Genomic DNA, 25,472 nt, shown 5'->3' with positions numbered 1-25,472 from the left:
AGACCTGTGGGCGCCATTTTACTTGCTGACGTTTGTGTTGGTAGTCAGCAATTATCACTCGCATCGTTCCATATAACGGACAATACCGCGCTTGCTTGCGGAACAGGGAGCTTGCGCCTCGCATCCCGATGGTGGAAGCTCGGCCAATGCATCACGCTCCCGCCCGGCTTTTCCACGCGTCTTTCGTCATCGGCTCCACGCCGTGTGCGACGCGCGTAGCTGCGCAGCTCAACTCGAATAACAACGTCCGCCTCCCGCAGGCCGACGACTAGCGCGCACGACAAAACGCACGAATCGAATCCAAGGCCTGCACTGCGAAGTGCGGGCCTTTTTTTCGCCTTCTTTCCACGTTCCATCCATCAGGAGTTCGCCCCATGTGCTCGATCCTCGGCATCTTCCGCCAGCAAACCGGTGACGACCTGCAACCGCTGCGCCCGCTCGCGCTCGAACTGTCGCGGCGCCAGCGCCACCGCGGGCCGGACTGGAGCGGCGTGTACGTCGACGAGGCGGCGATCCTGGTCCATGAGCGCCTGGCCATCGTCGATCCCGCCGGTGGCGCCCAGCCGATGCGCTCCGCCGACGGCGACCTGGTGCTGGCGGTCAACGGCGAGATCTACAACCACCGCGAGCTGAAGGCGTCGCTCCGACAGCCCTACGACTTCCAGACCGAATCGGACTGCGAGGTGATCAGCGCGCTGTTCCGCGAGGACGCCGACTTCGGCGGCTGGCTGAACCGCGTCAACGGCATCTTCGCCTTCGCCCTGTGGGATCGCGCGGCGCAGCGTGTGCTGATCGCGCGTGACCCGATCGGCGTGGTGCCGCTGTATTGGGGCCACGACGCTGCCGGACGGCTGTGCGTGGCCTCGGAGATGAAGGCGTTGGCCGAAACCTGCGACGACGTCGCCCAGTTTCCGCCGGGGCACTTTTACGACAGCGCCGACGGCCAGCTGGTCGCTTACTACCAGCGGCCGTGGCGCGAGCACGCGGCCACCGTCGATGTGCGGGTCGATCCGGCGGAGCTGCGCGAAGCCTTCGAGGCGGCCGTGCACCGGCAACTGATGTGCGACGTTCCGTACGGCGTGTTGTTGTCAGGCGGGCTGGATTCCTCGCTGGTTGCCGCCTGCGCCGCCCGGTTCGCGCGCAAGCGCATCGAGGAGGACGACCAGGCAGAGGCGTGGTGGCCGCGCCTGCATTCCTTCGCCATCGGCCTGGAAGGCTCGCCCGACCTGGCCGCCGCGGAGATCGCCGCCGAGGCGTTGGGAACGGTGCACCACGGTTTCACCTACACCCAGGAAGAGGGCATGGACGCGATTCCCGAGGTGATCCGGCACATTGAGACCTATGACGTCACCACCATCCGTGCGTCCACCCCGATGTTCCTGCTGGCGCGCCGGATCAAGGCGATGGGCGTGAAAATGGTGCTGTCCGGCGAGGGCAGCGACGAGATCTTCGGGGGCTACCTGTACTTCCACAAGGCGCCCAACGCGCGCGAATTCCACGAGGAGCTGGTGCGCAAGATCGACGCCCTGCACAACTACGATTGCCTGCGCGCCAACAAGTCGATGATGGCCTGGGGCGTCGAGCCGCGGGTGCCGTTCCTGGACGTGGCCTTCATGGAGGTCGCGATGAAGATGGACGCCAGCGCCAAGATGGTCGGGATGCGCGCGGACGGCACGGTCCGCATCGAGAAGGCGGTGCTGCGGGAGGCCTTCGAGGGCTATCTGCCCGACTCGATCCTGTGGCGGCAGAAGGAGCAGTTCAGCGATGGCGTCGGCTACGGCTGGATCGACGGCCTCAAGGACCACGCCGAGGCCGCGGTGAGCGACGCCCAGCTGGCCGAGGCCGCCGCGCGGTTCCCGATCAACACCCCGGTCACCAAGGAGGGCTACTGGTATCGCGAACTGTTCGAGCAGCAGTTTCCCGGCGATGCCTGCGCGCGCACGGTGCCGGGCGGCAAGTCCATCGCCTGCTCCACCGAGACGGCGCTGGCCTGGGATGCGGCCTTCGCCAACGCGGCCGACCCGTCGGGGCGGGCGATGCGCGGCGTCCACCAGGCGGCCAATGCGTGAACCGATTTCCTGCCCGGCGCCCGGTCCGGGGCCGGGCCGGGCCGGGCCGGCGCGAAGCTACGGTCGGCGCAGCTGGTACACCACGGTCTGCAAAGTAGTTACGCCTTCGGCACGGAAATTCGGCTGCTGCGCGAGGATCTCGCGACGCTCGAGTACGCCGACCTCCCACTGCGGACCGAACAACGCCCGCACCTCGTCTTCCGCGACGCTGAAGGGCGGACCGGCTTTCTCGGCCTGCGGGTATTCCAGGGTGATCAGCAGGCCGCGGCAACCGCCGGGCAAGCGCCCGTACACCTCGCTTGCGTAGCGCTGGCGCAGGGCGGGCGGCAGCGCGATCAGCGCGGCGCGGTCGTAGACGGCGTCGCACGCGGCCAGCTCGGCGGGATCCTGGGCGAACACGTCGCCATGCACCAGCTCCAGATCGCCGGCGCGGTAATGCCGGCCGGCGGGTGAATCGCGGGTCTCCGCGTGCAGCGCGTGCTCGGCGAGGAACTGCTCGATCGCGGGCAGGGCCAGCTCCACGCCCAACACCCGATAGCCCTGGCTGACAAACCACAGCATGTCCAGGCTCTTGCCCGCCAGCGGCACGAACACCCGGCTTTCGGCCGGCACCTGCAACGACGGCCAATGCTTGAGCATCAGCGGGGTCTCGCGGTCCTGGTGGAAGCCGATGCGGCCTTCCCGCCAGCGCTGTTGCCAGAAGTCGGGTTCCATCGGTGCGGGTTCCTATTCGGCCTGCAGGCCGTCGACCTTCTGCCAACCACGCGGCAGCAGGCCGCCACGGGCGGCGCGGGCGCCGGTGTAGGCGTCAAGATCTTTCCAGGTGAGGGTCATCGTGCGCGCGCCGGAGTTGACCAGCAGCCAGCCGCCTTCGGCGACCACGGCGACGGCGATCACCCGCTCGGTGCCCAGTTTCGCGCGCGGAATGTCGATCAGCTTGTTGCCCTTGCCCTTGTCGAGTTCCGGCAAGTCGGCGACCGGGAACGCGAGCAGGTGGCCGGCGCTGGTCGCCACCACCACGCGGTCCTGCGCGGGATTGCCCACCGCCGCAGGCTGCAGCACGCTGGCATTTGGGGTCAGCGAGAGCATCGCCTTGCCGGCCTTGTTGCGACTGGTCAGGTTCTCGAAGCGGGTCACGAAGCCGTAGCCGTGGGTGCTGGCGAGCACGAAACGCTGGTCGTTGTCGCCACTGGCCACGGCCTGGAACGAGGATTTCCCCGCCGGCGAGAAGCGCGCCGTGAGGGGGTCGCCGTTGCCGCGCGCCGACGGCAGGCCGTGGACCACGGTGGAGTAACTGCGGCCGGCGGAGTCGAGGAAGGCGACCTGATGGTTGCTGCGCGTGCGGGTGAAGGCGAGCAGGCTGTCGCCCTCGCGGTAGTTCATCGCGGCGGCGTCCACATCGTGGCCCTTGGCCGCGCGCACCCAGCCCTTTTCGCTGAGCACCACGGTCATCGGCTCGCTGGGCGCCAAGTCGGTTTCCGACAGCGCCTGCGCCGCACCGCGTGCGACCAGTGGCGAGCGGCGGGCGTCGCCGAACTTCTTCGCGTCGGCCAGCAGCTCGTCCTTGACCAGCTTCTTCAGCTTGGCCTTGCTGCCCAGCAGGGCCACAAGCTGGTCGCGTTCCTTGGCCAGCGCGTCCTGCTCGCCGCGGATCTTCATCTCTTCCAGGCGGGCCAGCTGGCGCAGGCGGGTTTCCAGGATGTAGTCGGTCTGCGCCTCGCTGAGGTTGAAACGTTCCATCAGCACCGGGCGCGGTTCGTCCTCGCTGCGGATGATGCGGATCACTTCATCCAGGTTGAGGAACGCGACCAGCAGGCCTTCCAACAGGTGCAGGCGCTGCTCGACCTTCTCCAGCCGGTGCTTGAGGCGCCGGGTCACGGTGTCGGTGCGGAAGGTCAGCCACTCGGTGAGGAAGGCGCGCAGGCCCTTGACCTGCGGGCGGCCGTCCAGGCCGATCACGTTCATGTTGACCCGGAAGCTTTTTTCCAGATCGGTGGTGGCAAACAGGTGCCCCATCAGCTGCTCGACATCGACCCGGTTGCTGCGCGGAAACAGCACGATCCGGGTCGGGTTGGCGTGGTCGGACTCGTCGCGGATGTCCTCCAGCCAGGGCAGCTTCTTGGCCCGCATCTGGGTGGCGATCTGCTCGATCACCTTGCCCGGCGAGACCTGGTGCGGCAGGCCGGTGATGACGATCGAGTTGCCCTCGCGCTCGAACACGGCGCGGGCGCGCACGCTGCCCAGGCCGGTCTCGTACATCTGCAGCAGGTCGCTGCGGGCGGTGATGATCTCGGCGCTGGTCGGATAGTCCGGGCCGCGCACGTGCTCGCACAGGTCGGCGGTGGTCGCGTCGGGATCATCGAGCAGGCGGATGCAGGCGCTGACCACTTCGCCCAGGTTGTGCGGCGGGACGTCGGTGGCCATGCCCACCGCAATGCCCGTGGTGCCGTTGAGCAGCAGGTGCGGCAGCCGCGCCGGCATCCAGGTCGGCTCTTCCAGCGTGCCGTCGAAGTTGGGGTTCCAGTCCACCGTGCCGTGCGCCAGTTCGCCCAGCAGGACCTCCGCCAGCGGAGTCAGCTTGGACTCGGTGTAGCGCATCGCGGCGAACGACTTGGGATCGTCGCTGGAGCCGAAGTTGCCCTGGCCTTCCACGAGGGGATAGCGGTACGAGAACGGCTGCGCCATCAGCACCATCGCCTCGTAGCAGGCGCTGTCGCCGTGCGGATGGTATTTGCCGATCACGTCACCGATGGTGCGGGCGGACTTCTTCGGCTTGGAACCGGCGTTCAGTCCCAGCTCGCTCATCGAGAAGATGATCCGCCGCTGGACCGGCTTCAGCCCGTCACCCAGGAACGGCAGCGCACGGTCGAGCACCACGTACATCGAGTAGTCGAGGTACGCGCGTTCGGCATATTCACGCAGGGGGAGCTGTTCGTAACCGTGGAAGGCGGCGCGTACGGAATCGGTCATGGGGAGCCGTGGACTCGTGCAGCTGGGCGGTGGAGGGTGTCGATTCTAACCGCCCCGTCAAAGGGCCACCGTGCGAGCGGCCGGAGCACCGTAACGGTCCAAGAAAAAGCCGGAAGCGCAGTGGGCGCGTCCGGCTGGTCTGGAACATTGCCGCTGCGGCAGGCGCAGCGGAGTGCGGGATTCAGCGGTGCAGCTCGCCCGACGACTCGGGCTGGTAGCGGATCGACAGGACTTCCAGGGTGATCGTGCGCCCGCCCGGCACCGGCCAGTCGATCACCGCGCCCACGTGCAGGCCCAGCAGGGCACTGCCAACCGGGGCCAGGATCGACACCTTCTCCGGGCTGCCGTCGGCATCCTTGGGGTAGACGAGGGTCAGCTCGCGCTCGGCGCCGCTGTTGACGTCGCGGAAGCGCGCGGTGGAATTCATCGTGATGACGTCGTCCGGCATTTCCTTGGGCTCGAGCAACTCGGCGCGATCAAGCTCGCGGCGCAGCGGCTCGGTGTTGAGGCCCTTGGCGAGCGGCTGCTCAAGCAGCGACTCCAGTCGCTCGCAATCAAGGCGGGAGACCAACAGCGGCGGGACGGAGGTAGCGTGCATGCTTCAAATCTCCAATAGCGAAGCGGGCGATGCGTCTGAAGTGCGCGTCGCCCGCGGGTCTTTGCAGTGGGTCCAAAGTAGACCCGGATCACGGGTGTAGCAATCACAGCTGTAGAAAGGGGGTCGCGCCATGTCAGGCAGGACCCCCGGAAGTGGCCGTATTGTCCCACCTTTTCTGCCGGGAACGTCTTTTGCCGTTGACAAGCGGTTCACGCCAACGCAACATACGCGGCCCGCACAGCAACAAACGCTCTGCGGTTTGCCCGGGTGGCGGAATTGGTAGACGCACTAGCTTCAGGTGCTAGCGGGGGCAACTCCGTGGAGGTTCGAGTCCTCTCCCGGGCACCAACATCGTTCGGCCACTACCAGGTCGGACACTACAGAAGACCCCGCTCCGGCGGGGTTTTTTGTTGCCCACTCGTTCGGTCCGGAGCGCACAGCGCGACCTGCAGACCTTCCGGGCGAATGGCCCGCTGCACCCGTCAGCGGCAGGAGGGGGCGGGACCTGCAGGCCTTCCGGGCGAATGTCCCCGGCACCCGCCTGCGGCATGGGGGGACGGGACCTGCACGCCTTCCGGGCGAATGTCCCCCGGCACCCGCCTGCGGCGAGTGCCTCCTCCCTTATTTCGCCCCGAAGGCCTGCAGGTCCCGTCTGCCGCGTGTGCGCTTCAACAACGGCTACCGCGCTTGCTGGACGGGTGGGGATGCCCTTGGGTGTGAAATAAAGGAGGAGGCACCGGCTTCACCGGTGCCGGGGGACATTCACACCCAAGGGCATCCGCACCCGGCGCCCCCGTCCACCTGAAAGGCCCGCAGGTCACGCCGCGTGCCCCCGGCACACGTCGCTCAGTCCGGAGCGGCGGCCGCTGAAACGTGCAGGTCCGCCGGCAGCGGCGGCACGCAGCCGGTCACGTACGCGTCGCCGGGCACCAGCACCCAATCGCGGCGGCTGGAACGCCCCAGCTCGATCAACTGCGCGGGATCGACGCAGCTGTCCGCCGCCTCCTTCAGCGCGAACAACCAGTGGTGGGCCGGGTCGGCCGCCAGCCACGCCACGCCCTCGCGCCACTGCAGGCGCTCGTCGCGCGAGAAGCCGAACTCGGTGACCGGACCGGTGGCCTGGAGCAGGTGCTGTTCGCGCCAGCCGACCAGGCCCAGCGTCGCCTCCGGGCCGATTCGCGTGCGCACCTGCTGCATCATTTCCCGGGCCGAACTGCTGGCGTCCAGCGCCGGCGCAAGACCCAGGCCGTACACCGTCCACAACAGCAGGTTGAAGGCGACTGCGACCGCTCCAGCGCGCACGGTGCGTCCCCAGGCCGCGAGCGCTAGCCCTCCCAGCCCCAGCACACCGGCCCAGAGCAGCAACGAGCGGACCGTGGCGGCATCCAGTGCACGTTCGCTGGCCACGCCATCCAGCCAACCGGTTCCGGACAGTCCGCCGACCGCCAGCACCAGCGCCGCCGACGCCAGCACGACCACGTAGCCCAGCAGCACCCGGCGCACCCACGTCCGTTCCAGCAGCGCGGGCAACAGCGATGCCGCGGCAACGCACAGCGCGGGCAGGGCGGGGAACAGGTACACCTCGCGCTTGCCCGGACTGGCGGTGAAGAACAGCAGCACCAGCACCGCCCAGCCGACCAGCAGGAGCACGCGCGCGTCGCCGGCGCGGATCCGGCGCCACCATTGCGGCGCCAGCCAGGGCAGCAGCAGGGCGCCCGGCAGCCACAGGGTCGCGATCACCTGCAGGTAGTACCAGGCCGGCTTTACGTGGTGCCAGGCATTGGCGTAACGGGTACCGGTCTGCTTCAGCAGGATCTCGGCGGCGTAGGCGTGCAGCGCCGGGTCGGTGCTGCGGGCCACCGTCCACAGCATCGGCACCAGCCAGACGCCGACGCCGGCCAGGAATCCCACCGGAAGCCACCACCATCGCCGGTCGCGGTAGCCGTCCATTGGCAGCTGCATCCCGCGCCGGCGCGCCAGCCACCACGGCAGCAGGATCAGCAGCGGCAGGAAGCCGACGCCTTTGGTCACCGTGCCGATGCCGGCAGCCAGTCCGCCCAGCGCCAGCGCGCGCCAATCCGGCCCGCGCAGCAGGTGGCGTGACAACGCCCACAGCGACAGCGTCGTCCAGAACACCAGCACCATGTCGATCTGGCCGCGTTTCGCCTGCAGCCCGAATTGCAGGCAGGCGAGCAGCGCCCAACCCGCAAGCAGACCCGCGCGACGATCCCACAGGCGCGTCGCCAGGTCGGTCGTCAGCCACAGCGTGCCGAGCGCGGCGAGCAGCGAGGGCAGCAGGAAGGCGATGCGCCAGTTGCCGACCACGGTGTAGGCGAGTGCCTGCAGCCACATGAAGGGCGCCGGCTTGTGTGCGTAGGGCTCGACGCCGCGGTGCGGGATCGCCCATTGCCCGCTCTCGACCATGGCCTGCGCGGCGAGCACGAAGCGCGGCTCGTCGGGCGGCGAGGGGTCGCGAAGGCCGAGCCCAGTGCCGAGTGCCAGCGCCGCCAACAACAAGATCCACCAGACGGAGTGCGGGGGGCTCAGGCGCGGGAGGTGCATTCGCAGTTCTCGATCAGCAGGGCGACCGGCGAAGCGCGTTGCTGTTGAGGTAAATCTAACAACGCGTCCACGGGTCGGTGTTTATCATTCTCACCCGGTTCGGAGATTCCACCAATGCGCGTTGATCGCGTCCAGCCCGTGCGTTTCGAACGTCCTTTTCGCTTGGCCGCAAGCGAGGACGTCCCGGAGCTGTCGGTGGTGATTCCGCTGCATAACGAGGCGGGCAATATCGGCGCGCTGCTGGGCGAAGTCTGCAACGCACTGCGTGGCGTGGTCCGCTTCGAAGTGCTCTGCGTCGACGACGCCAGCCCTGACAATACCCTTGAGGAACTGCGCCGCTCGGCCGCCGACATGCCCGAGTTGCGCGTGCTGCCGCTTGCCGAACAGTCCGGCCAGAGCACCGCGATCCGGGTCGGGGTGAAAGCCGCACGCGGCCGCTGGATCGCGACTCTGGACGGCGACGGCCAGAACGATCCCGCCGACCTGCCACGCCTGCTGGCGGCGCGCGACGCCGCTGGTGACGACATCCGCCTGGTCGCCGGCTGGCGGACCAAACGCCGCGATCGCTGGGACAAGCGCCTCGCCTCGCGGATCGCCAACGCGGTGCGCCAGTCGCTGCTGCACGATGCGACCCCCGACACCGGCTGCGGCATCAAGCTGTTCGAACGCGAGGCGTTCCTCGACCTGCCGTACTTCGACCACATGCATCGTTACCTGCCCGCGCTGATGCAACGCGCCGGCTGGCGCACGATCAGCGTGCCGGTGAACCACCGGCCGCGCGGCGCCGGCACGTCGCATTACACCAACCTCGGTCGCGCGCTGGTCGGCCTGTCCGACCTGTGGGGCGTGGCCTGGCTGGTCCGGCGCAACCGCGTGGCGAAGGTGCGCCCGTCCGCGCTCGAGTCGGCCGCGCTCGATTCGCAGCAGACTCCGGGCGAGCGCGGCATCCAGATGGACAGGAGCAGCGCATGAACACCATTACCACGTGGCTGGTCGTGGGGTTCGTCGGCCAGGCGCTGTTCGCCTCTCGCTTCATCGTCCAGTGGCTGGCCTCCGAGCGCGCGCAGCGCAGCGTGGTGCCGACGGCGTTCTGGTACCTCAGCCTGGGCGGCAGCACGGTCCTGTTGGCGTACGCCATTCACCGCGCCGACCCGGTGTTCATCGTCGGCCAGTCCACCGGGCTGTTCATCTACCTGCGCAACCTGCACCTGATCCGGCGCGGCAAGTTGAGCGCGGACACCGGCGACGCCTGACCTCGCTGCTGCGAAGCGCCCCCAGCCACCTGCCGTTGACGTGGTCGGGCTGTAACATCCCCTCCATGAACAAGCCCCCCAGCAAGCGCGGCCGCAAGCCGTCCAAATCGACCGGCAAGGCCGGAACCCCGAAATCCGCGGCAGGCGCCGCAGGCGGCAAGCCCAAGGGCAAGAAGCCCGGCTGGCTGCCCGACGCACCGCGCGGCGGTCCCAAGCCGCCGCTGGCGCCGCTGCACCCGGACACGGGCAAGGACGGCAAGCTGGCCGATCCGTTTGCCGCCCGCGAGGCAGCGCGCTACGACCAGCCCATCGCCAGCCGCGAGATGATCCTGCAGCTGCTGGCCGCCGCCGACGGTCCGATGGACGCCGAGGCGCTGGCCACCAAGCTCGCCCTGACCGAGCCCGACCGCTTCGATGCGATGACCGCCCGCCTGCGCGCGATGGTGCGCGACGGCCAGGTGCTGCAGAACCGGCGCGGCGGCTTCGTCCCCGCCCAGCAGCTCGACCTCGTCCCCGGCACCGTGATCGCCAACCCGGACGGCTACGGCTTCCTGCGCCCGGATGCCGGCGGCGATGACATGTTCCTGCCGCCCTACGAGATGCGGAAGGTCATGCATGGCGACCGCGTCCTCGCCGGCCTCACCGGCATGGACAACCGCGGCCGCCAGGAAGGCACGATCCTGGAGGTGCTCGAGCGCCGGATGAGCCGGATGATCGGCCGCTTCATCGTCGATGACGGCATCTGCTACGTGGAGCCCGACGACCGCCGCGTCCAGCGCAACATCCTGATTCCGCCCGAGGGCCGCGGCGACGCCCAGCCGGGCAACCTGGTGGTGTGCGAGCTGACCCGGGCGCCCGACGCGCGCCGCCCGCCGATGGGCCGCATCCTGACCGTGCTGGGCGAGAAGCTGACCGCCTCGCTGGCGGTGCAGGCCGCGATCCACGGCCACAACATCCCGCACGAATTCGCCCCCGAGGTGCTGGACGAGGCGGGCGCGATCCCGGTCGAGGTGCAGGCCGAGGAAACCGCGAACCGCGTGGACCTGCGCGCGTTCCCGCTGGTCACCATCGACGGCGAGGACGCCAAGGATTTCGATGACGCGGTGTGGTGCGAACCCAACCGTGACGGTTTCCGGTTGATCGTCGCCATCGCCGACGTGTCGCATTACGTGCGCCCCGGCCGGCCGCTGGACGAAGAGGCGCAGAACCGCGCCACGTCGGTCTACTTCCCCGGTTTCGTGGTGCCGATGCTGCCCGAGGTGCTCTCCAACGGCATCTGCTCGCTCAAGCCCAAGGTCGACCGCCTGTGCTTCGTCTGCGACATGCAGGTGGACCGCATGGGCCAGGTGACCGAGTCGAAATTCTACGAAGCGGTGATGCGCTCGCACGCCCGCCTGACCTACAACCAAGTCTGGAACGCGATCGGCGATGGCATCGAGGATGAGGCCCGCGAGGAAGCGCAGCAGCAGGTCGGCGAATTGCTGCCGAACCTGCAGCGCCTACACCAGCTCTACCAGGTGCTGGCCAAGGCGCGCTCCAAGCGTGGCGCGATCGAGTTCGAGTCCAGCGAAGTGCGCTTTGTCCTCGGCGAGCGCGGCGAAGTCATCCAGGCCGGCATGCTGGTGCGCAACGACGCCCACAAGCTGATCGAGGAATGCATGATCGCGGCCAACGTGGAGGCCGCGAAGTTCCTGATCGAGGCCGAAGTGGTCGCCCCCTACCGCACCCACGACCGCCCGCCGGAGCAGAAGTACGAAGACCTGCTGGAGTTCCTCAAGGAGTTCCAGCTGCGCATGCCGCCGTGGTCCAAGGTGCAGCCGCGCGACTACACCCAGCTGCTGCGCAACACCCGCGAGCGCGCCGAGGCGCCGCTGATCGAGTCCGTCCTGCTGCGCAGCCAGAGCCTGGCCGTGTACCAGCCGGAGAACATCGGCCACTTCGGCCTGGCGCTGGAGGCGTACGCCCACTTCACCTCGCCGATCCGCCGCTACCCCGACCTGCTGGTGCACCGCGCCATCAAGCACGCACTGAGCGGCGCCGCGCCGGAGAAATACCGCTACTCGCCCAGCGACATGGCCCAGCTGTCCCTGCAGAGCTCCGAGCGCGGCCGCCGCGCCGACGAGGCCTCGCGCGAGGTCGATGACCGCTACCGCGCCGCGTGGATGGAGCAGCACGTGGGCAGCGAGTTCGACGGCGTGATCAGCGGCGTCACCAGCTTCGGCCTGTTCGTCGAGCTGGACCAGTCCAAGGTCAACGGCCTGGTCCACGTGACCCAGCTGCCCAACGACTACTACCGCTTCGACCCCATCCGCAAGACGCTCACGGGCGACAAGACCGGCCGCGAATACCGCCTGGGCGACCGCGTCAGCATCATCGTGATGAAGGCCAGCCTGGAGGAGCGCAAGATCGACTTCCGCCTGGCCGGCGACGGCAAGCCGCGCAAGCCCGGCGAAGAGGCGGAAGCCCAGGGCGATGCGCCCGCGAAGAAGCCCGCGCCCAAGGGCCGCAGGAAGAAAAGCTGACCGCCTGAGCGGACCACGCCATCGCGTATCCTGCCTGCGGCACCACACACCGCAGGCAGGGGACTCGATACGTGGCCGATGACGCACAGCAGCGCAGTTCCGTTTCCGGCAACACCGACGCCGAAGCCGACGCCAATGCCAACGCCGACGCCTTCGTCAGCAAGTGGCAGGGCGTCACCGCCTCCGAGCTGTCGACACCTCCCAATCGTTCCTCATCGACCTGAGCCAACTGCTCGGCGTCGACGCCCCGCATGCCACGGCCGAACAGGACTACATGTTGGAGCGGCTGCGAAACGGCTCAATTCTGCCGCTAGCCCCCAAAAACATGTCTCTCGCACTCTTTGACTTCGATGGAACGATAACCACGCACGAGACGATGCCGGAGTTCCTGCGTCGGTCCATCTCCCGCCGTCGACTAATCTTGGGATGGCTCCTGTTGGCGCCACTGGCGCTCGGATACAAGTGGCGGGTCATCTCCGGGACCCTTGTTCGCCGCGCCATTGTTCGCATTGGATATAGCGGCGTCGCGGCCTCGGCAGTGGTGACTTCTGGCCGCGACTTCACCGAAAGCTACCTGCCAAAGGTTTTGCGGCCTGAGGCGATGCAACGCATCGATTGGCATGTGGCACAGGGCCATAAGGTTGTCGTGGTTTCCGGCGGGCTCGACGTGTACTTGGCGCCTTGGTGCGAAGCACACGGCCTCGAGCTGCTCTGCTCATCTTTGCAGCGCCGCAATGGCGTTTTTACCGGCTACTACGAGGGGCAGCAATGCGTTCTGGCGGAGAAGGCCCGCCGGGTACGCGAGCGCTATGACAGCAGGCGTTCACAGAGGTCTACGCTTACGGGGACACCTTTGAGGATCGGGACCTGCTTGGCATCGCCACCAGGAAGTACTATCAGTGGCAAGAAGTTGGTGCCGCAGGCGGGTGCTGACAAGTCGACTCGTCACCGCTTCGGGCCGGCTTAACTTAAGGGTGAGGGCTCACGGGAGAGCGTTCAAATGATTGAGATGGGGTTGTTTCTTGCGGTTGCCTTGGCCGGACCGGCCAGTGTTTCGGAACCTGCTTCTTGCATTAGAACGTCGATCAGTGAATCCGGCCGCACGTCCAAGAGCAAGGTAATTGTCAGTTCTGGGGATAAAGCACACGATCGGGGTGCGCTTCAGTTTTTACGTGCACTGGACTTTTCACGTATCCCCATGGGAGTCGAGCTGGGCCAGACGGGTCACATCATGATTCGGGCGTCAGCGCCTGGAATGTACACAGTTGATGTAACGGAAGGTCGTTTGCTCAGCTCCTGTCCCGGCATCCCTTCCGAGCACATACCCTCGGGCAACGCCTGAGAGTTTCCGCACGCCGACACCGCCTCGCGGCGCGGCTCAGCTCAGGTGTAGACCGCGTGGCTCCATTGCTCGCAATCGTCCAATTGCTATTGGTTCCCATACTTCTCGGGGTAGGGTTGGCCGTTCGTTTTGCCGGGAGCTCACGGCCCCTCAACGTCGTTAACTATGCGAGTGTCAAAGATGCCGCAGCCTTGCATCGCTGGGCGGGGAACAGATTGCTTCTGCTTCCGGTCGGCTTCCTGATATCCGGCCTTGTGTCCCTGCGGGAACCCGGGCTATCCGCAGTGCTCTTTGGAATCATGGTGGCTGCGATCCTGATCATAGGCATATGGCTTAGCTTGGGCGCAGAAAAGTTCTAAGCCTGCAAAGGCCGGGTGGGGCACTCGGTCACCGGCGCAAAGCACGCTGGCGTATAAACCACAGGTCGCGGTTGGCGACCGCACAACAGGGGAAATCATGGGACTTCTCGATGGCCTGCTCGGCAACGCATCCAAGATCGACAATGCCGCGATCGAACAGGAGTTGGCGGAGGTGCTCGCGCCAGGCGAGGCGGTGGAGCACGTCTACAAGCTCATCCGCGACTACTTTGTCTTCACCAACAAGCGGCTGGTCCTGGTGGACAAGCAGGGACTGACCGGCAGCAAGGTCGAATACCACTCGATCCCGTACAAAAGCATCACCCACTTCAGCGTCGAGACCGCAGGCAGCTTCGATCTGGATGCGGAGCTGAAGATCTGGATTTCGGGGACGGCAACACCGGTGCAGAAAACCTTCAACAAGAAGCTGAGCATCTACGAGGTCCAGGCGGTGCTAGCGGCATATGTGCTCGGTTGACGATGGGACGCGGTCACCAGGCACCACAGGCGGGACCGCCGCTTGAGTGGCCGTTACGCCGGCCGCGTGCCTTTGCAGCGCGGATAAGTCGGACAGCCCCTGAGGAATGACACCGCTGCTGCCAGCCAGCACCCGCCCAGGAACACCCAAGCCAGCGGCGCCATCAACCCACGCCAACGCTGCCTACGAGAACAAAACGCGATGATTCCCAGTGTCACGCCGACATACCAGGGCAGTGATGCGACATCATCGAGTGGACCGGTTTTTCAGCGCGCCATTCAACTTCCCCCCTGATGTGGCTGTAGACGATACCTGCCCCGTGATTCGAGCCCAAGCGCCATTCCGGCGCAGCCCCGTGGCTCCGCAAAGGCATACGTGGTCTACTCGCCCTGGGGATTTTTTGACTTCGACAAGGGGATTGAGATGGGAATGATGACCGGAGGCCTGGGCCTCGTATTCACAATATTCGCGTTCATACTCGCGGTGCTGTGGTTCTTCCTGCCGTTCGCGATTTTCGGCACCAAGGACAAGCTGGCCGAGATCATCGCCGAGTCGAAGAAGACCAACGCCGAGCTGGCCCGCATCGCCGCCGAGCTGGCCGCCACCCGGACCGCAATGGCGCCGAGGCTCCCCGACGCCGACCGACCGGCGGAGGTGTGACCTGTCCCTGACAGGCGAACGTCATGGCCAAGTTTCTCAATACCAGCGCAACCAACTACTTCCTTGAGGAGCTCATCAAGGACGCCAAGGACCGGCTGATCCTCATCAGTCCGTATCTGAAACTCAACGACCGCATCAAGGAACTGCTGGCCGACAAGAACCGGCTGAAGATCGACGTGCGCATTGTTTACGGAAAGAGCGAGTTGCAGCCGCTGGAGATCAGCTGGTTGCGTGAGCAGACCTACATCCGCACCAGCTTCTGCAAGAACCTGCACGCCAAGTGCTACCTCAATGAGGAGCTGTGCATCATCACCAGCCTCAACCTTTACGAGTTCAGCCAGGTCAACAACAACGAGATGGGCATCCTGATCCGCCGCTCGGAGGACGCAGAACTGTATCGCGAGGCCTATGAGGAAGCCCAGCGCATCATCCGCATCAGCGACGAGGTGCGCATCTCGATGGAGCGGGTGGCGACCCCGCCCGAAGAAAAGCCGGCGGAAGCGGAGCAGGCCGCTGACGCGGCAACCGATCAGGACGGCGCCGACGACGTCGGCAAGCTGACCAGTTCAAAGCTGGCCCGCAAACTCGGCCTCAAGACCGGCGACTTCCTCGACCGCATGGTCGCCAAAGGCCATCTGGAGCTGAAGGACGGCAAGCAGGTGCTGACCGATGCCGGCAAGGCCGCCGGAGGCGAACTCCGCGTGAGTCCGCGATTCGGCGCGTACTTCCTCTGGCCAGAAGCGTCGGACGCCTGACCCGCCGTGAGCGCCGCATGGCGAAGGGGACGGGGACGTCCACGGGTCAGAAACCGTCGCGATAACCTGCTCAAATCACGACCTTATCGCGCGAGACAGGCGGGTGGTTCAGACCTTCAATAGGTAGTCGACTATGACGGAACTTCTTTACTTCGCGGCATTTCTCTCCGTCGCGCTTGGCATCACCCACTCGGTACTCGGTGAGAAATACATCCTCGCGCGCTTGTTCCGGCGCGCCGACCTGCCGAAGCTCTTTGGCAGCTCGGATTTCACCGTGCACACGCTGCGCTTTGCCTGGCACATCACCAGCGTCGCGTGGTTCGGCTTCGGCGTGCTGCTTCTGTACGCAGGTCGGGGAGACCTCGCAGTTTCCGAAATGCTGAACATCATCGGCACCACCTTCGTCGTAAGTGGCTTCCTGCCGCTGATTTTCACGCGCGGCAGGCACCTGGCGTGGTTGATCCTGTTCGCCATTGGCGGCATCGCGTTGTGGTGCGCCGCCTGACCGTTACTTCAATCCGAACGCTAGAAGTGGCGTCGGCAATATCCGGGACCGCACATGTCGAATTGCATATTCTGCGAGATCCTTTCCGGAAGGTCCGCGGCCAGCATCATCTACCGCGATGACATCTGCACGGCGCTGCTGACGATCGAGCCCGTGAACGAAGGGCACGCTTTGGTCATTCCCACCGCGCACCATGTGAACATCTTCGACCTGCCGCCCTCGACGGCGAGCCACATGTTCAAGGTCGCTCAACAGGTTGCCCAGTCATACGAAAAGACCGATATCCGGTGCGAGGGCGTCAACATCGTGATGTGCAACGGCGCTGCCGCATCGCAAACCGTTTTCCATGCCCATATTCATGTAAACCCGAGGCACGTGGGGGACGGGTTCAGCTGGAACCTTCCCCCGGAATTCGGCGACCCGGCAAACAGGGATGAGCTCGATCAGGTTGCGGCCAAGCTGGCGCGTGTGTTGCCCGCGCTCGAGCTCAGCGATCCTCGCGCTCTGACAACACCGCACCGTCATCGGGATCCACTGCCAGGTCCACCTTGACGCCGGCCTTGTTGCGCGCGTCCATCTCCCAGACACCGTCGTCGAAATCAATATCGCGCACGTTGGTATAGCCGGCGGCCTTGAGCTTGCGGCTGACAGCTTCGGCATCCAGCTTGGGGGTGGTGTCTTCGGCATACACCTTGCCCGTCACCGGATGCACGCGAACATCCACCCAGGTGCCGTCGGCGCGCCGCGCATCCGCCTCCCAGAACCCGTCGTCCATTTCAGCGTCTCGAACGTGCTGGTAGCCGGCCTCGGTGAGCTTCGCCTGGGCCTCCGCCTGGGTCAGGCTCGTGGCTTGCGCCGCTACGCTGCCGGCAACAATCAGGCTGGCGCAGAAAACAGTGGATTTGAGCATCGTCGTAGCCTCGCTGGGTAGGGAGATCGTTACTGTGGGGTCGTCGTTGCCAAGGCATCGTGAAACCCCATCGGCAATAAGCGTCGCAAACGCGCGCTGCCACCCGCTACCAGCAGCTCAAGCGATGCAATTTTCGATCGAACGCAGATCCGCAAACCGCAACGCACCGGGACGACGTGTTAACGGTGCCGCGCGGATGATCGCCGTCAACGCGGACCAACAGCGAGACCAGAGCCATGTGCTTCAGCGCCCAGGTGTGGGCCGACTACGAGCGGTACACCCGTCGCTTTGATGCCCGAATGGACATCAACACGTTCGTGCGGCTGTATGTCGATCGCAAGCGCGGTGACCGCATCAAGATCCCGTTTGCGATGGACGCGGCGTTTGCGCGCCCGACCTCGCCGGAGGAGCAGCAGATCCACGCCCTGATTCAGCAATACAACCAGGACGAGGCGACGCGGCTGGAGCAGGATCTGTTCAAACAGGTCAAGCGTCTCAACGACGCCCAGCGGACGCTGCAGACCCGGACCACGAAGAAGGCCACCGAGGATGTGCGCATCGCCACCAGCCGGATCGCGCAGATCAAGGGCCGGCTGGCGGACCTGCGGCGCACCGCGTTGCTGCCCCGCGACAGCCGGATATTCCCGGGCATGGTCGCGCCCGTGATGGTGTGGGAGGACGGCGCGCGCGTGGTCAAACCAATGCGTTACCAGTGCCGGCCGGCCGGCAAGCCGGCGTTTTACGACCGCAAGTTTCCCGGCACCTACAACGCCCGCCGTGACAGCCTGGAAGGATTCTGGAAGGCACAGTTCGGGCACCACCATGCGCTGATGGTCGCAGACAGGTTTTACGAGAACGTCGACACCCCGGAGGGGAATCAGGTGCTGGAGTTCGAGCCGCGCACCGGCGAGCCGATGCTGGTCGCCTGCCTGTGGTCGCGCTGGACCGACGGCGACGAGGAGCTGCTGTCGTTTGCGGCGATCACCGACGAGCCCGAGCCCGAGGTGGCAGCCGCCGGTCACGACCGCACGATCATCAACATCAAACCCGAACACATCGACGCCTGGCTCAACCCGGATCCGCAGGATCTGTCGGCGCTCTACGCGATCTTCGACGACAGACAACACCCGCACTACGAGCACCGGAAGGCGGCGTGATCCCTATTCAACGTCATGTCCGGATTGCCGGCACTGCCTCGTACTGGATAGCTGGAACCCACTCAGTTTGGAAACGATCACATGCAAGGAACATTGAACCACCGCCCACACGGCAGGGCAGCGCGCCTGGCCGCATTGCTGATGCTGGCGTTTGCAGCACCCCTGGCCTTTGCCCAGGGAACCGTCTCTTCTGCGCCGCAGCCGCCGCAGATCACGTCGCCCACGCCGGGTTCGCGGCTCCCGGATCCATCGCGGATCACGATCCGCGGCACCGCGTCGAATCTCGCCACTGGAACGGTCAAGGTCCAGATGTCGCATGTGAAGAACGGGCGGCGTGTCAGTGACAAGAGCGTCTCAAAGGGCATCGGTCCTGACCGCAGCGGCAACTGGTCGGTGACCATGGACCTGCCGAAGGCGCAGCGTGGCTGGCAGGACGTCCGCTATACCATCACGGCATCGGTGCGCTGGAAGAACGAGCACAACCAGCCCCACATCAGCGACGCGTGGTCCCCGACGGTCACCTTCGATGTGTACCCCCAATCCCAGCCCGAACCGTTGCCGGTCGCGCCGGGACCGCCGGTCATCCAGACGCCGACGCCAGGTACCCTGCTCAAACGCGAGGGCAACTTCCGGGTCACCGGTACGGGTACCCCGGGCAACACCATTGATGTCAGGACCGAGTTGATCTACGCCACCGAGGGCAACCCCACGTACGAGCACAAGAACTCCTCCGCGGGCATCAAGGCGACTATCGATCGCTCCGGAAACTGGACGGTCACAACCTCCGCACCTGGCTACACCGAGCCTGGCTACGTCAACGCCCGGGTTGTGATCGCAGCCCGGGAGCGCCATCAGGAGGACCAGTCGCTCGCCTCGCACGAGACGCTGCGCGAGGTGTCCATCGAGGTGCCGCCCCGGCGGGAGCCGACCCAGGCCGAAAAGGTCAGGGCAGCTATCTTGGTCGACCGCCCCGAGGAACTCGCGATGGCTGAAAGCCGGATGGGGAAGATGGATCCAAATCTGGTCGCGGCGGCGCTTCGCCCACAGCCCAGGATCACCGAGCCTCAAAGCGGCGCCAGCGTCGACGACAAGCTGGCCATCAGCGGCAGTGCTGCGCCCGGCAGTCGTCTGCAGGTCAAGGTCACGCAGGCGCTCGACTCGCTCCGGCCACGTGATGGCAAGCGCACCCCCGCGAGAACGACGGACCTGGGAACGTTTACAAGCAAGGCCAACTCGAAGGGTGAGTGGAAGATCAACCCGGTGGCGCTGCCCGACATCGCGCCGCGCAGCGCCGTGATCACCATCTCGGTCGGGGAGCTGGACGCCCCCGGCGGCAGCTCGGCGCCGCACACGATCAAGGTCCGTCAGCAGGGTCACTGACCGGAAACGGCAGCCCCGCCTGGCGAGAGCGGGCGGGGCAGCTTCAAAACCGATACCCCTGCGCCTCCATGATCCCCAGCACCTCATCCACCGGCAGCGCTTTGACCTCGTGGCCGTCGCGGCCCACCGTGGTCTCGGCCCGGAACAGCGAGTTGAGGATGGCTTCCTCGGTCGCCTCGATGGCGGCCATGAACAACGGCGACATCGCGTCGTTGCGCAGCACGGTCAGCTGCCGGGTCGGGCTGTCGGCGTCGTGCGGCACGCGCACCGATTCGTTGGCCGAGAACGCGATCACGTAGTCGCCGCTGCCGTTGGAGGCGATGCCGCCGGTCCGGGCCAGCCCGAGCATGGCGCGCTTGGCCAGCCGCTCCAGGTTGCGGGCGTCCAGCGGTGCGTCGGTGGCGACGATGATCATGCACGAGCCGTCGGGCGAGTCGTTGAGCGCATCGCTCAGGTAGTGCTTGCCCAGCGCCTTGCCGATCGACACGCCGTCCACGCTCAGCACGCCGCCGAAGTTGGTCTGCACCAGTACGCCCACCGTATGCCCGCCCAGGTTGCCGGGCAGCTTGCGCGAGGACGTGCCGATGCCGCCCTTGAAGCCGAACGCGACCGTGCCGGTGCCGGCGCCGACATTGCCTTGGGCGATGTGGCCTCCAGCGGCCGATTTGATCGCCGCCAGCACGTCGCGCTTGGTGACATGGCGGCCGCGGATGTCGTTGAGATGGCCGTCGTTGGTTTCCCCGACCACCGGGTTGACCGAGCCGACGTCAGCATTCTCGGCATACGACAAGGCGTGGTCGATCAGCGCGTCCGCCGCGACCGGCACGCCCAGGGTGTTGGTCAGGATGATCGGCGTCTCCAGCGTGCCGAGCTCGACGATCTGCGTGGAGCCTGCCAGCTTGCCGAAGCCGTTGCCCACGTACACCGCGGCCGGAACCTTGTCCTGGAAGACGTTGCCGGCATGCGGCAGCACCGCGGTGACGCCGGTGCGGATGTTCTTCCCGCGCACCAGCGTCGTATGCCCGACCGCAACGCCGGGCACATCGGTGATCGCGTTCCACTGGCCGGGCGCCAGCACGCCCACTTCGATGCCGTAATCGCGCAGGTTTTTCTGCTGCGCGAGTACAGGCGTGCAGGCGGCCCACAGCAGGGCGACGACGAGCAGGCGTACAAGCATGTTGGTTCCCTCCGACGGTCCGACCGCCACCCTAACCGTAAAACCGCTGGCAGGTGTCGCACCAGAACGCGCGGCGTTGCGCCGCCCCCAGGTGCTTGCGGTAGCTCAGGCGGGTGCCGTCGCGCGGGCAGATCGTTTTGGTGTGGACCTGGTAGTGCTTCTTCAGCTGGAAGGCCTTCTTCCAGTGGTAGAAGTCGAAGCTGTAATCCCGCGCCTGGGTGACCAGCTGCCCCAGCTTGCGCGCGGGCAGGGCGCCGACGGTGCTCTCGGGGTGCACGCGGATGCGGTGCAGCACTTCGTTCTTGATGATGTTGCCCACGCCGGCAAACACGTTCTGGTCGAGCAGCACGTCGGCGGCCAGCGCCTCGGGCCTCGCCCGCAGCTTGCGCCGAGCGGCGGCCGGGTCCCAGTCGTCGCTCATCACGTCGCCGCTCCAGTCGTAATGATCGTCCAGGTCGCCTTCCAGGAAGCGCACCGAACAGGCGTAGAAGTTCAGCACCTCGCCCTTGCTGAAGGCCAGCGACAGTCGCGGCGGCGTGCCCTTGTCCTCGTCGATGCGGTAGCTGCCGAACAGCAGCATGTGGATGCGCACGCTGAAGCGCGGAAACTCCAGCAGGAAATGCTTGCCCCAGCTGCGCACCGCGACCACCGTCAGGTTGCGCATGCGCTGGATGTCCTGGGTGCTGTTGCCGGAGACGCTGAGCACCCTGCGGCCGGCGAATTTCGCAGCGGCCTCGCGCAGGATGACGATCGAAGGACCCTCGGGCATGGGCGGACTATAGGCAGGCCGCATGAGGCAGGCGTCAACGCGCCCGCCTACAATGGCCGCCCCCCATCTGCTCCCGACCCCCATGAGCCAGAAACAATGGATCGCCGGCATCAACGCCGTCGCCGCCGCGATCGAGCACGACGCCGACAACGTGCGCGAGGTCCTGATCGAGGCGGGCGGCAAGAACCCGCGCCTGACCGAGATCGAAGGCTCCGCCCGCCGCTTCGGCATCGACGTGCGCCGGGTCAACCAGCAGGCGCTCTCCGGCGTCGCCGGCAGCCTGCGCCACCAGGGTGTCGTCGCGCGCTATGAAGCCGCGAAGACCTGGGACGAGAACGAATTGGAAGACCTCGTCACCGCCGCCGAAGGCCGCGCCTTGCTGTTGATCCTCGACGGCGTCCAGGACCCCCACAACCTGGGCGCCTGCCTGCGCAGCGCCGCCGCCGCCGGCGTGACCGCGGTGATCTTTCCCAAGGACAAAGCCGTGCAGGTCAACGCGACCGTGCGCAAGACCTCCGCCGGCGCCGCCGACAGCGTCGCCGTGCTCCCGGTCACCAACCTGGCCCGCACCATGCGCGACCTGCAGAAACTGGGCGTCTGGCTGTACGGCCTGGCCGGCGAAGCCAAAGGCAGCCTGTACAACGTCGACCTGCGCGGCAACGTCGGCCTGGTGCTCGGCGGCGAAGGCGACGGCCTGCGCCGCCTCACCCGCGAAAACTGCGATCAGCTCGTCAACATCCCCATGCCCGGCGCCGACGGCGGTGCCGGCGTGGAAAGCCTGAACGTCTCGGTCGCCGCCGGCGTCACCCTCTTCGAAGCCGTCCGTCAGCGCGTCACCGGCTGACCCGGTTTGCGGGTCCGGAACCATCGCCACACGGAGCGCCGGGTGTGAATGCCCTTGGGTATGAATGTCCTCCGGCACCGATGAAGCCGGTGCCTCCTCCTTTACTTCACACCCAAGGGCATCCACACCCGGTACCCGCTACCCCGGTTTTTGATTTCTTCCGCCGCCGCCGCAGCCTATCGGCGGCGCCTGCCGGGTGTTCCGTCCACCAAGCGAATATCGTGGAGCGACTGGACGGAGCACCCGGCAGGCGCTTCCGGCATAACCACCAAACGTCCCGCGTAACCATCGCGCCATACCGCTGGCGTCTGCCGGGTGTCCCGATCACCAAGCGAATATCGTGGAGCGACTGATCGGGATACCCGGCAGACGCCTCCCCGCGCTACCAACAAGCGCCTCCCAAGAGTCACCCCCCATGAACTGGATCATCCTCCTCACCGCCGGCCTGTTCGAAATCGCCTGGGCCATCGGCCTCAAGTACTCCGAAGGCTTCACCCGCCTCTGGCCGACGGTGGGCACCCTGGTGGCGATGGCGATCAGCGTGTGGATGCTCGGCATCGCGATGAAGAGCCTGCCCGTCGGCACCGCCTACGCCATCTGGGTCGGCGTCGGCGCCGTGGGCACCGTGATCCTTGGTGTTGTCCTGTTTGACGAACCCGTCAACGCCCTGCGCATCGGCAGCGTCGCCCTGATCATCGCCGGCATGGTCGGCCTGAAACTCGCGACCCCGTAAACCCGCGGTCGCAAACCGGGATCTGCCAAAAGCTCAGCGCGACGCAGGTGCCCGGGCGAGCGGCGCCACGCCCGGCATCGGCGTCGGCCACGCATTGACGATCTGGCAGAACAACTCGGCCGTGCGCTCGGTGTCATACACCGCCGAGTGCGCCTCGTTGGCATCCCACTCGATGCCGGCCGCCGCCGCCGCCCGCGCCAGCACCGTCTGCCCGTAGGCGACCCCGGCCAGGGTGACCGTGTCGAACACGCTGAAAGGGTGGAACGGATTGCGCTTGTGGCCGGTGCGCGCCACCGCGGCGTTGAGGAAGTTCAGGTCGAAGTGCGCGTTGTGGCCGACCAGGATCGCGCGCTGGCAGCCGTGCCGTCGCAGCGCCTCGCGCACCGGCGCGAACACGTGGTCGAGCGCGGCGCGCTCTTCCTTGGCGAAGCGGAACGGGTGGTCCAGCACGATGCCGGTGATCTCCAGCGACTTGGGATCGATGTCCAGGCCGGGCGCCGGAATGACGTGCGCGCTGGCCGTCTTGCCCGGAACCAGCAGGCCGCTCTCGTCGATGTCCACCGGCACCACCGCGATCTCCAGCAGCGCGTGGCGGTTCCAGTCGAAACCGCCGGTCTCCACGTCCACCACCACCGGCAGGAAGCCGCGAAAGCGCGTGGCCAGCGGCGAGATGGTGGGGGCGTCAGGCAAACCTGGCGTGGAGGCGGAGGGCGCGGCGTCGGTCATGGCGGAAAGCGTAGCAGAGGCGGGCGAACGCCCCGGTGCGCGCGGGCGCTCCCAAGTACGTGCCGAGCCGCTCCGGCAATCCGGCGGTCAGCGCGCCGGGTTGCTGGCGTCGCCGGCCGCAAGGGTGCTGCTGTGGTCGCGTTTCTCGCGCGGCGGCAGCGGGTCATCGCCATGGACCAGGAACCAGACGTTCTCGGCGATGTTGGTGGCGTGGTCGCCGATCCGCTCCAGGTTCTTGGCGACAAACAGCAGGTGGGCGCAGGCCGGGATGGTTGCCGCGTCGCCCATCATGTCGCCAAGCAATTCCGCGAACACCGCGGTGTAGGCCCGGTCGATGGCCACATCGCGCTCCCTCACCGCGCGCGCGGCTTCGGCGTCGTGGTCGCGATAGGCCGCCATCACCTCCCGCAACTGGGTCACCGCCAGGTGCCCGATGCCCTGCAGCGTGGCGATTCGCTGCCGCGGCAGGGTGTCGCCGAGCACGGTGGAACGCTTGGCCAGGTTGGCCGCGAAATCGCCGATGCGCTCGATGTCGGAGGTGATGCGCAACGCGGCCAGGATGCCGCGCAGGTCGCGCGCCATCGGCCCGTGCAGGGCCAGTTGCATCACGTCGTGACTGATCTGCTGCTCCAGCGCGTCGATGGCGGCGTCTGCGGCGATCAGCCGCATGGCCGCCGGAGGGTCGTTGCGGGCCAGCAGGGCGAGTGCGCCCTCCAGCTGCACCGCTGCCAGCTCGCCCATGCGCAGGGTTTCCTGCAGCAGGCGCAGCTGTTCCGCATCGTGGCCCTGCAGGATCCGGGAGCCTGAGCCGTCCATCGCGTTCGTGCTCATCCGAACCGCCCGGTGATGTAGTCCTCGGTCTGGCGCTGCGAGGGATTGGAAAATATCGTCGCGGTCGCGTCGTGTTCGACCAGGTCGCCCAGGTACATGAAGGCGGTGTAGTCCGACACCCGCGCCGCCTGCTGCATGTTGTGCGTCACCATGACGATGGTGAACTCGTTCTTGAGTCCGGCGATGAGCTGCTCGATGCGGCTGGTGGAGATCGGGTCCAGTGCCGAGGTCGGCTCGTCCAGCAGCAGCACGTCCGGCCGCAGCGCGACCGCGCGGGCAATGCACAAGCGCTCCTGCTGCCCGCCCGACAGTCCCAGCGCGCTGGCGCCCAGCTTGTCCTTGACCTCCTCCCACAGCGCCGCCTGCTGCAGGGCCTGCTCCACGCGCAACGCCATCTCCGCCTTGGAGAGCTTCTCGTGGTGGCGGATGGCGTAGGCGACGTTCTCGAAGATCGTCATCGGGAACGGCACCGGTTTCTGGAAGACCATGCCGACCCGACTGCGCAGGCGGTTCAAGGGGTAGCGGGGATCCAGGATGTCGGCGCCGTCCAGCAGCACCTGGCCGGTCGCACGCATCTTCGGGTACAGCGCGTAGATCCGGTTGAACACCCGCAGCAGCGTCGACTTGCCGCAGCCCGACGGGCCGATGAGCGCGGTGACCTGCTTCTCCGGGATCGACAGGTGGATGTCCTTGAGCGCATGGAAGCGGTCGTAGTGGAAATCCAGCCCGCGGACATCGAGCTTTGGCGGCGCGTGCGCGGTGTCGGCCGCAAGCGGGGTCGGCCGGGTCGCCCGCTCCAGGACGCTCGCACTGGCGATCGGGTTCGCGCGCATGGCGGGAGAGCGGGGCAGGTCGAGCACGGCGGTGGCGTTCAT

Annotated in this window: 24 protein-coding genes, 1 tRNA gene and 1 pseudogene; 16 read left to right on the top strand and 10 right to left on the bottom strand. The window is 66.7% G+C overall.

Annotated elements, in window-relative coordinates:
- The first annotated feature begins 374 nt into the window (after positions 1-374).
- A complete protein-coding gene (gene asnB, locus INQ40_RS08945; protein WP_194340165.1) occupies positions 375-2,069 on the top strand; it encodes an asparagine synthase B in 1,695 nt (564 codons plus the stop codon).
- 57 nt (positions 2,070-2,126) lie between these two features.
- Here the strand turns inward: asnB and INQ40_RS08940 are convergent, their stop codons facing one another.
- From INQ40_RS08940 to rnk, 3 genes are all read right to left on the bottom strand, one after another.
- Complete coding sequence (locus tag INQ40_RS08940) at positions 2,127-2,783, bottom strand: thiopurine S-methyltransferase (RefSeq protein WP_194340164.1); 657 nt, start codon at positions 2,781-2,783, stop codon at positions 2,127-2,129.
- A gap of 12 nt (positions 2,784-2,795) precedes the next feature.
- Positions 2,796-5,039 (bottom strand): DNA topoisomerase IV subunit A, encoded by a 2,244-nt coding sequence (gene parC, locus INQ40_RS08935; protein WP_194340163.1) that lies wholly within the window; start codon positions 5,037-5,039, stop codon positions 2,796-2,798.
- A gap of 181 nt (positions 5,040-5,220) precedes the next feature.
- Positions 5,221-5,637: a nucleoside diphosphate kinase regulator gene (gene rnk / locus INQ40_RS08930; RefSeq protein WP_193983873.1), complete on the bottom strand. Its 417-nt coding sequence runs from the start codon at positions 5,635-5,637 to the stop codon at positions 5,221-5,223.
- Positions 5,638-5,898: 261 nt separating this feature from the next.
- Here rnk and INQ40_RS08925 point away from each other — a divergent pair.
- Positions 5,899-5,985 (top strand) — tRNA-Leu (locus tag INQ40_RS08925).
- A gap of 498 nt (positions 5,986-6,483) precedes the next feature.
- Here INQ40_RS08925 and INQ40_RS08920 read toward each other — a convergent pair.
- Positions 6,484-8,199: a glycosyltransferase family 39 protein gene (locus tag INQ40_RS08920; RefSeq protein ID WP_194340162.1), complete on the bottom strand. Its 1,716-nt coding sequence runs from the start codon at positions 8,197-8,199 to the stop codon at positions 6,484-6,486.
- Between the two features lie 114 nt (positions 8,200-8,313).
- Here INQ40_RS08920 and INQ40_RS08915 point away from each other — a divergent pair.
- From INQ40_RS08915 to INQ40_RS08865, 10 genes and pseudogenes are all read left to right on the top strand, one after another.
- Positions 8,314-9,072 (top strand): annotated as a pseudogene (locus INQ40_RS08915) (glycosyltransferase family 2 protein); the annotation flags it as partial.
- 95 nt (positions 9,073-9,167) lie between these two features.
- Positions 9,168-9,452 carry a lipid-A-disaccharide synthase N-terminal domain-containing protein gene (locus INQ40_RS08910; protein WP_194340160.1) on the top strand — a complete coding sequence of 95 codons (285 nt, stop codon included), beginning with the start codon at positions 9,168-9,170 and terminating at the stop codon, positions 9,450-9,452.
- Positions 9,453-9,517: 65 nt separating this feature from the next.
- On the top strand, positions 9,518-11,974 hold the full coding sequence (gene rnr, locus INQ40_RS08905) for a ribonuclease R (RefSeq protein ID WP_194340159.1): 2,457 nt from the start codon (positions 9,518-9,520) through the stop codon (positions 11,972-11,974).
- Positions 11,975-12,045: 71 nt separating this feature from the next.
- Complete coding sequence (locus INQ40_RS08900) at positions 12,046-12,198, top strand: hypothetical protein (protein ID WP_194340158.1); 153 nt, start codon at positions 12,046-12,048, stop codon at positions 12,196-12,198.
- 101 nt (positions 12,199-12,299) lie between these two features.
- Complete coding sequence (locus tag INQ40_RS08895; RefSeq protein WP_228481977.1) at positions 12,300-12,941, top strand: HAD-IB family phosphatase; 642 nt, start codon at positions 12,300-12,302, stop codon at positions 12,939-12,941.
- An 831-nt stretch (positions 12,942-13,772) separates the two neighbouring features.
- Positions 13,773-14,150, top strand: a complete 378-nt coding sequence (locus tag INQ40_RS08885) for a PH domain-containing protein (protein ID WP_194340156.1) — start codon at positions 13,773-13,775, stop codon at positions 14,148-14,150.
- 429 nt (positions 14,151-14,579) lie between these two features.
- Positions 14,580-14,810, top strand: a complete 231-nt coding sequence (locus INQ40_RS08880; protein WP_194340155.1) for a hypothetical protein — start codon at positions 14,580-14,582, stop codon at positions 14,808-14,810.
- Positions 14,811-14,833: 23 nt separating this feature from the next.
- Positions 14,834-15,565, top strand: a complete 732-nt coding sequence (locus INQ40_RS08875) for a phospholipase D family protein (RefSeq protein ID WP_194340154.1) — start codon at positions 14,834-14,836, stop codon at positions 15,563-15,565.
- A 133-nt stretch (positions 15,566-15,698) separates the two neighbouring features.
- Entirely contained in the window at positions 15,699-16,070 is a 372-nt protein-coding gene (locus tag INQ40_RS08870; RefSeq protein ID WP_194340153.1) for a hypothetical protein, read from the top strand.
- A 54-nt stretch (positions 16,071-16,124) separates the two neighbouring features.
- Entirely contained in the window at positions 16,125-16,622 is a 498-nt protein-coding gene (locus tag INQ40_RS08865; RefSeq protein ID WP_194340152.1) for an HIT family protein, read from the top strand.
- On the opposite strand, the gene INQ40_RS08860 is transcribed toward INQ40_RS08865, so the two are convergent.
- Positions 16,558-16,980 (bottom strand): PepSY domain-containing protein, encoded by a 423-nt coding sequence (locus tag INQ40_RS08860; protein WP_194340151.1) that lies wholly within the window; start codon positions 16,978-16,980, stop codon positions 16,558-16,560. The two genes, INQ40_RS08865 and INQ40_RS08860, sit on opposite strands and share 65 nt — an antisense overlap.
- Before the next feature lie 236 nt (positions 16,981-17,216).
- Between INQ40_RS08860 and INQ40_RS08855 the strand changes: the two genes are divergently transcribed.
- Both INQ40_RS08855 and INQ40_RS08850 read left to right on the top strand, forming a co-directional pair.
- The gene (locus INQ40_RS08855) at positions 17,217-18,137 is read left to right on the top strand and encodes an SOS response-associated peptidase family protein (protein ID WP_194340150.1); all 921 of its coding nucleotides are present in this window, start codon (positions 17,217-17,219) and stop codon (positions 18,135-18,137) included.
- Positions 18,138-18,218: 81 nt separating this feature from the next.
- Complete coding sequence (locus tag INQ40_RS08850; protein WP_194340149.1) at positions 18,219-19,517, top strand: Ig-like domain-containing protein; 1,299 nt, start codon at positions 18,219-18,221, stop codon at positions 19,515-19,517.
- A gap of 43 nt (positions 19,518-19,560) precedes the next feature.
- Here INQ40_RS08850 and INQ40_RS08845 read toward each other — a convergent pair whose 3' ends face one another.
- Both INQ40_RS08845 and INQ40_RS08840 read right to left on the bottom strand, forming a co-directional pair.
- Entirely contained in the window at positions 19,561-20,694 is a 1,134-nt protein-coding gene (locus tag INQ40_RS08845; RefSeq protein WP_194340148.1) for a P1 family peptidase, read from the bottom strand.
- 31 nt (positions 20,695-20,725) lie between these two features.
- Complete coding sequence (locus tag INQ40_RS08840) at positions 20,726-21,463, bottom strand: DNA-formamidopyrimidine glycosylase family protein (RefSeq protein ID WP_194340147.1); 738 nt, start codon at positions 21,461-21,463, stop codon at positions 20,726-20,728.
- Between the two features lie 82 nt (positions 21,464-21,545).
- Here INQ40_RS08840 and rlmB point away from each other — a divergent pair, with 82 nt between their 5' ends.
- Entirely contained in the window at positions 21,546-22,307 is a 762-nt protein-coding gene (gene rlmB / locus INQ40_RS08835) for a 23S rRNA (guanosine(2251)-2'-O)-methyltransferase RlmB (protein ID WP_194340146.1), read from the top strand.
- Between the two features lie 415 nt (positions 22,308-22,722).
- The gene (gene sugE, locus INQ40_RS08830; RefSeq protein WP_193983844.1) at positions 22,723-23,040 is read left to right on the top strand and encodes a quaternary ammonium compound efflux SMR transporter SugE; all 318 of its coding nucleotides are present in this window, start codon (positions 22,723-22,725) and stop codon (positions 23,038-23,040) included.
- A gap of 33 nt (positions 23,041-23,073) precedes the next feature.
- On the opposite strand, the gene rnt is transcribed toward sugE, so the two are convergent.
- The 3 genes from rnt to pstB all read right to left on the bottom strand — a co-directional run bounded on the left by rnt (position 23,074) and on the right by pstB (position 25,457).
- A complete protein-coding gene (rnt, locus tag INQ40_RS08825) occupies positions 23,074-23,766 on the bottom strand; it encodes a ribonuclease T (RefSeq protein ID WP_194340145.1) in 693 nt (230 codons plus the stop codon).
- An 87-nt stretch (positions 23,767-23,853) separates the two neighbouring features.
- On the bottom strand, positions 23,854-24,582 hold the full coding sequence (gene phoU, locus INQ40_RS08820; RefSeq protein WP_194342496.1) for a phosphate signaling complex protein PhoU: 729 nt from the start codon (positions 24,580-24,582) through the stop codon (positions 23,854-23,856).
- Positions 24,583-24,593: 11 nt separating this feature from the next.
- The gene (pstB, locus tag INQ40_RS08815; RefSeq protein ID WP_228482195.1) at positions 24,594-25,457 is read right to left on the bottom strand and encodes a phosphate ABC transporter ATP-binding protein PstB; all 864 of its coding nucleotides are present in this window, start codon (positions 25,455-25,457) and stop codon (positions 24,594-24,596) included.
- Between the last annotated feature and the right edge of the window lie 15 nt (positions 25,458-25,472).

Origin of the sequence: Lysobacter sp. H21R4, assembly GCF_015277535.1 — a bacterium.
In the GTDB taxonomy this organism is placed as follows: domain Bacteria; phylum Pseudomonadota; class Gammaproteobacteria; order Xanthomonadales; family Xanthomonadaceae; genus Novilysobacter; species Novilysobacter ciconiae.
The sequence above is the reverse complement of the archived record's forward strand: the minus strand, read 5'-3'. Positions and strand labels throughout refer to the sequence as shown.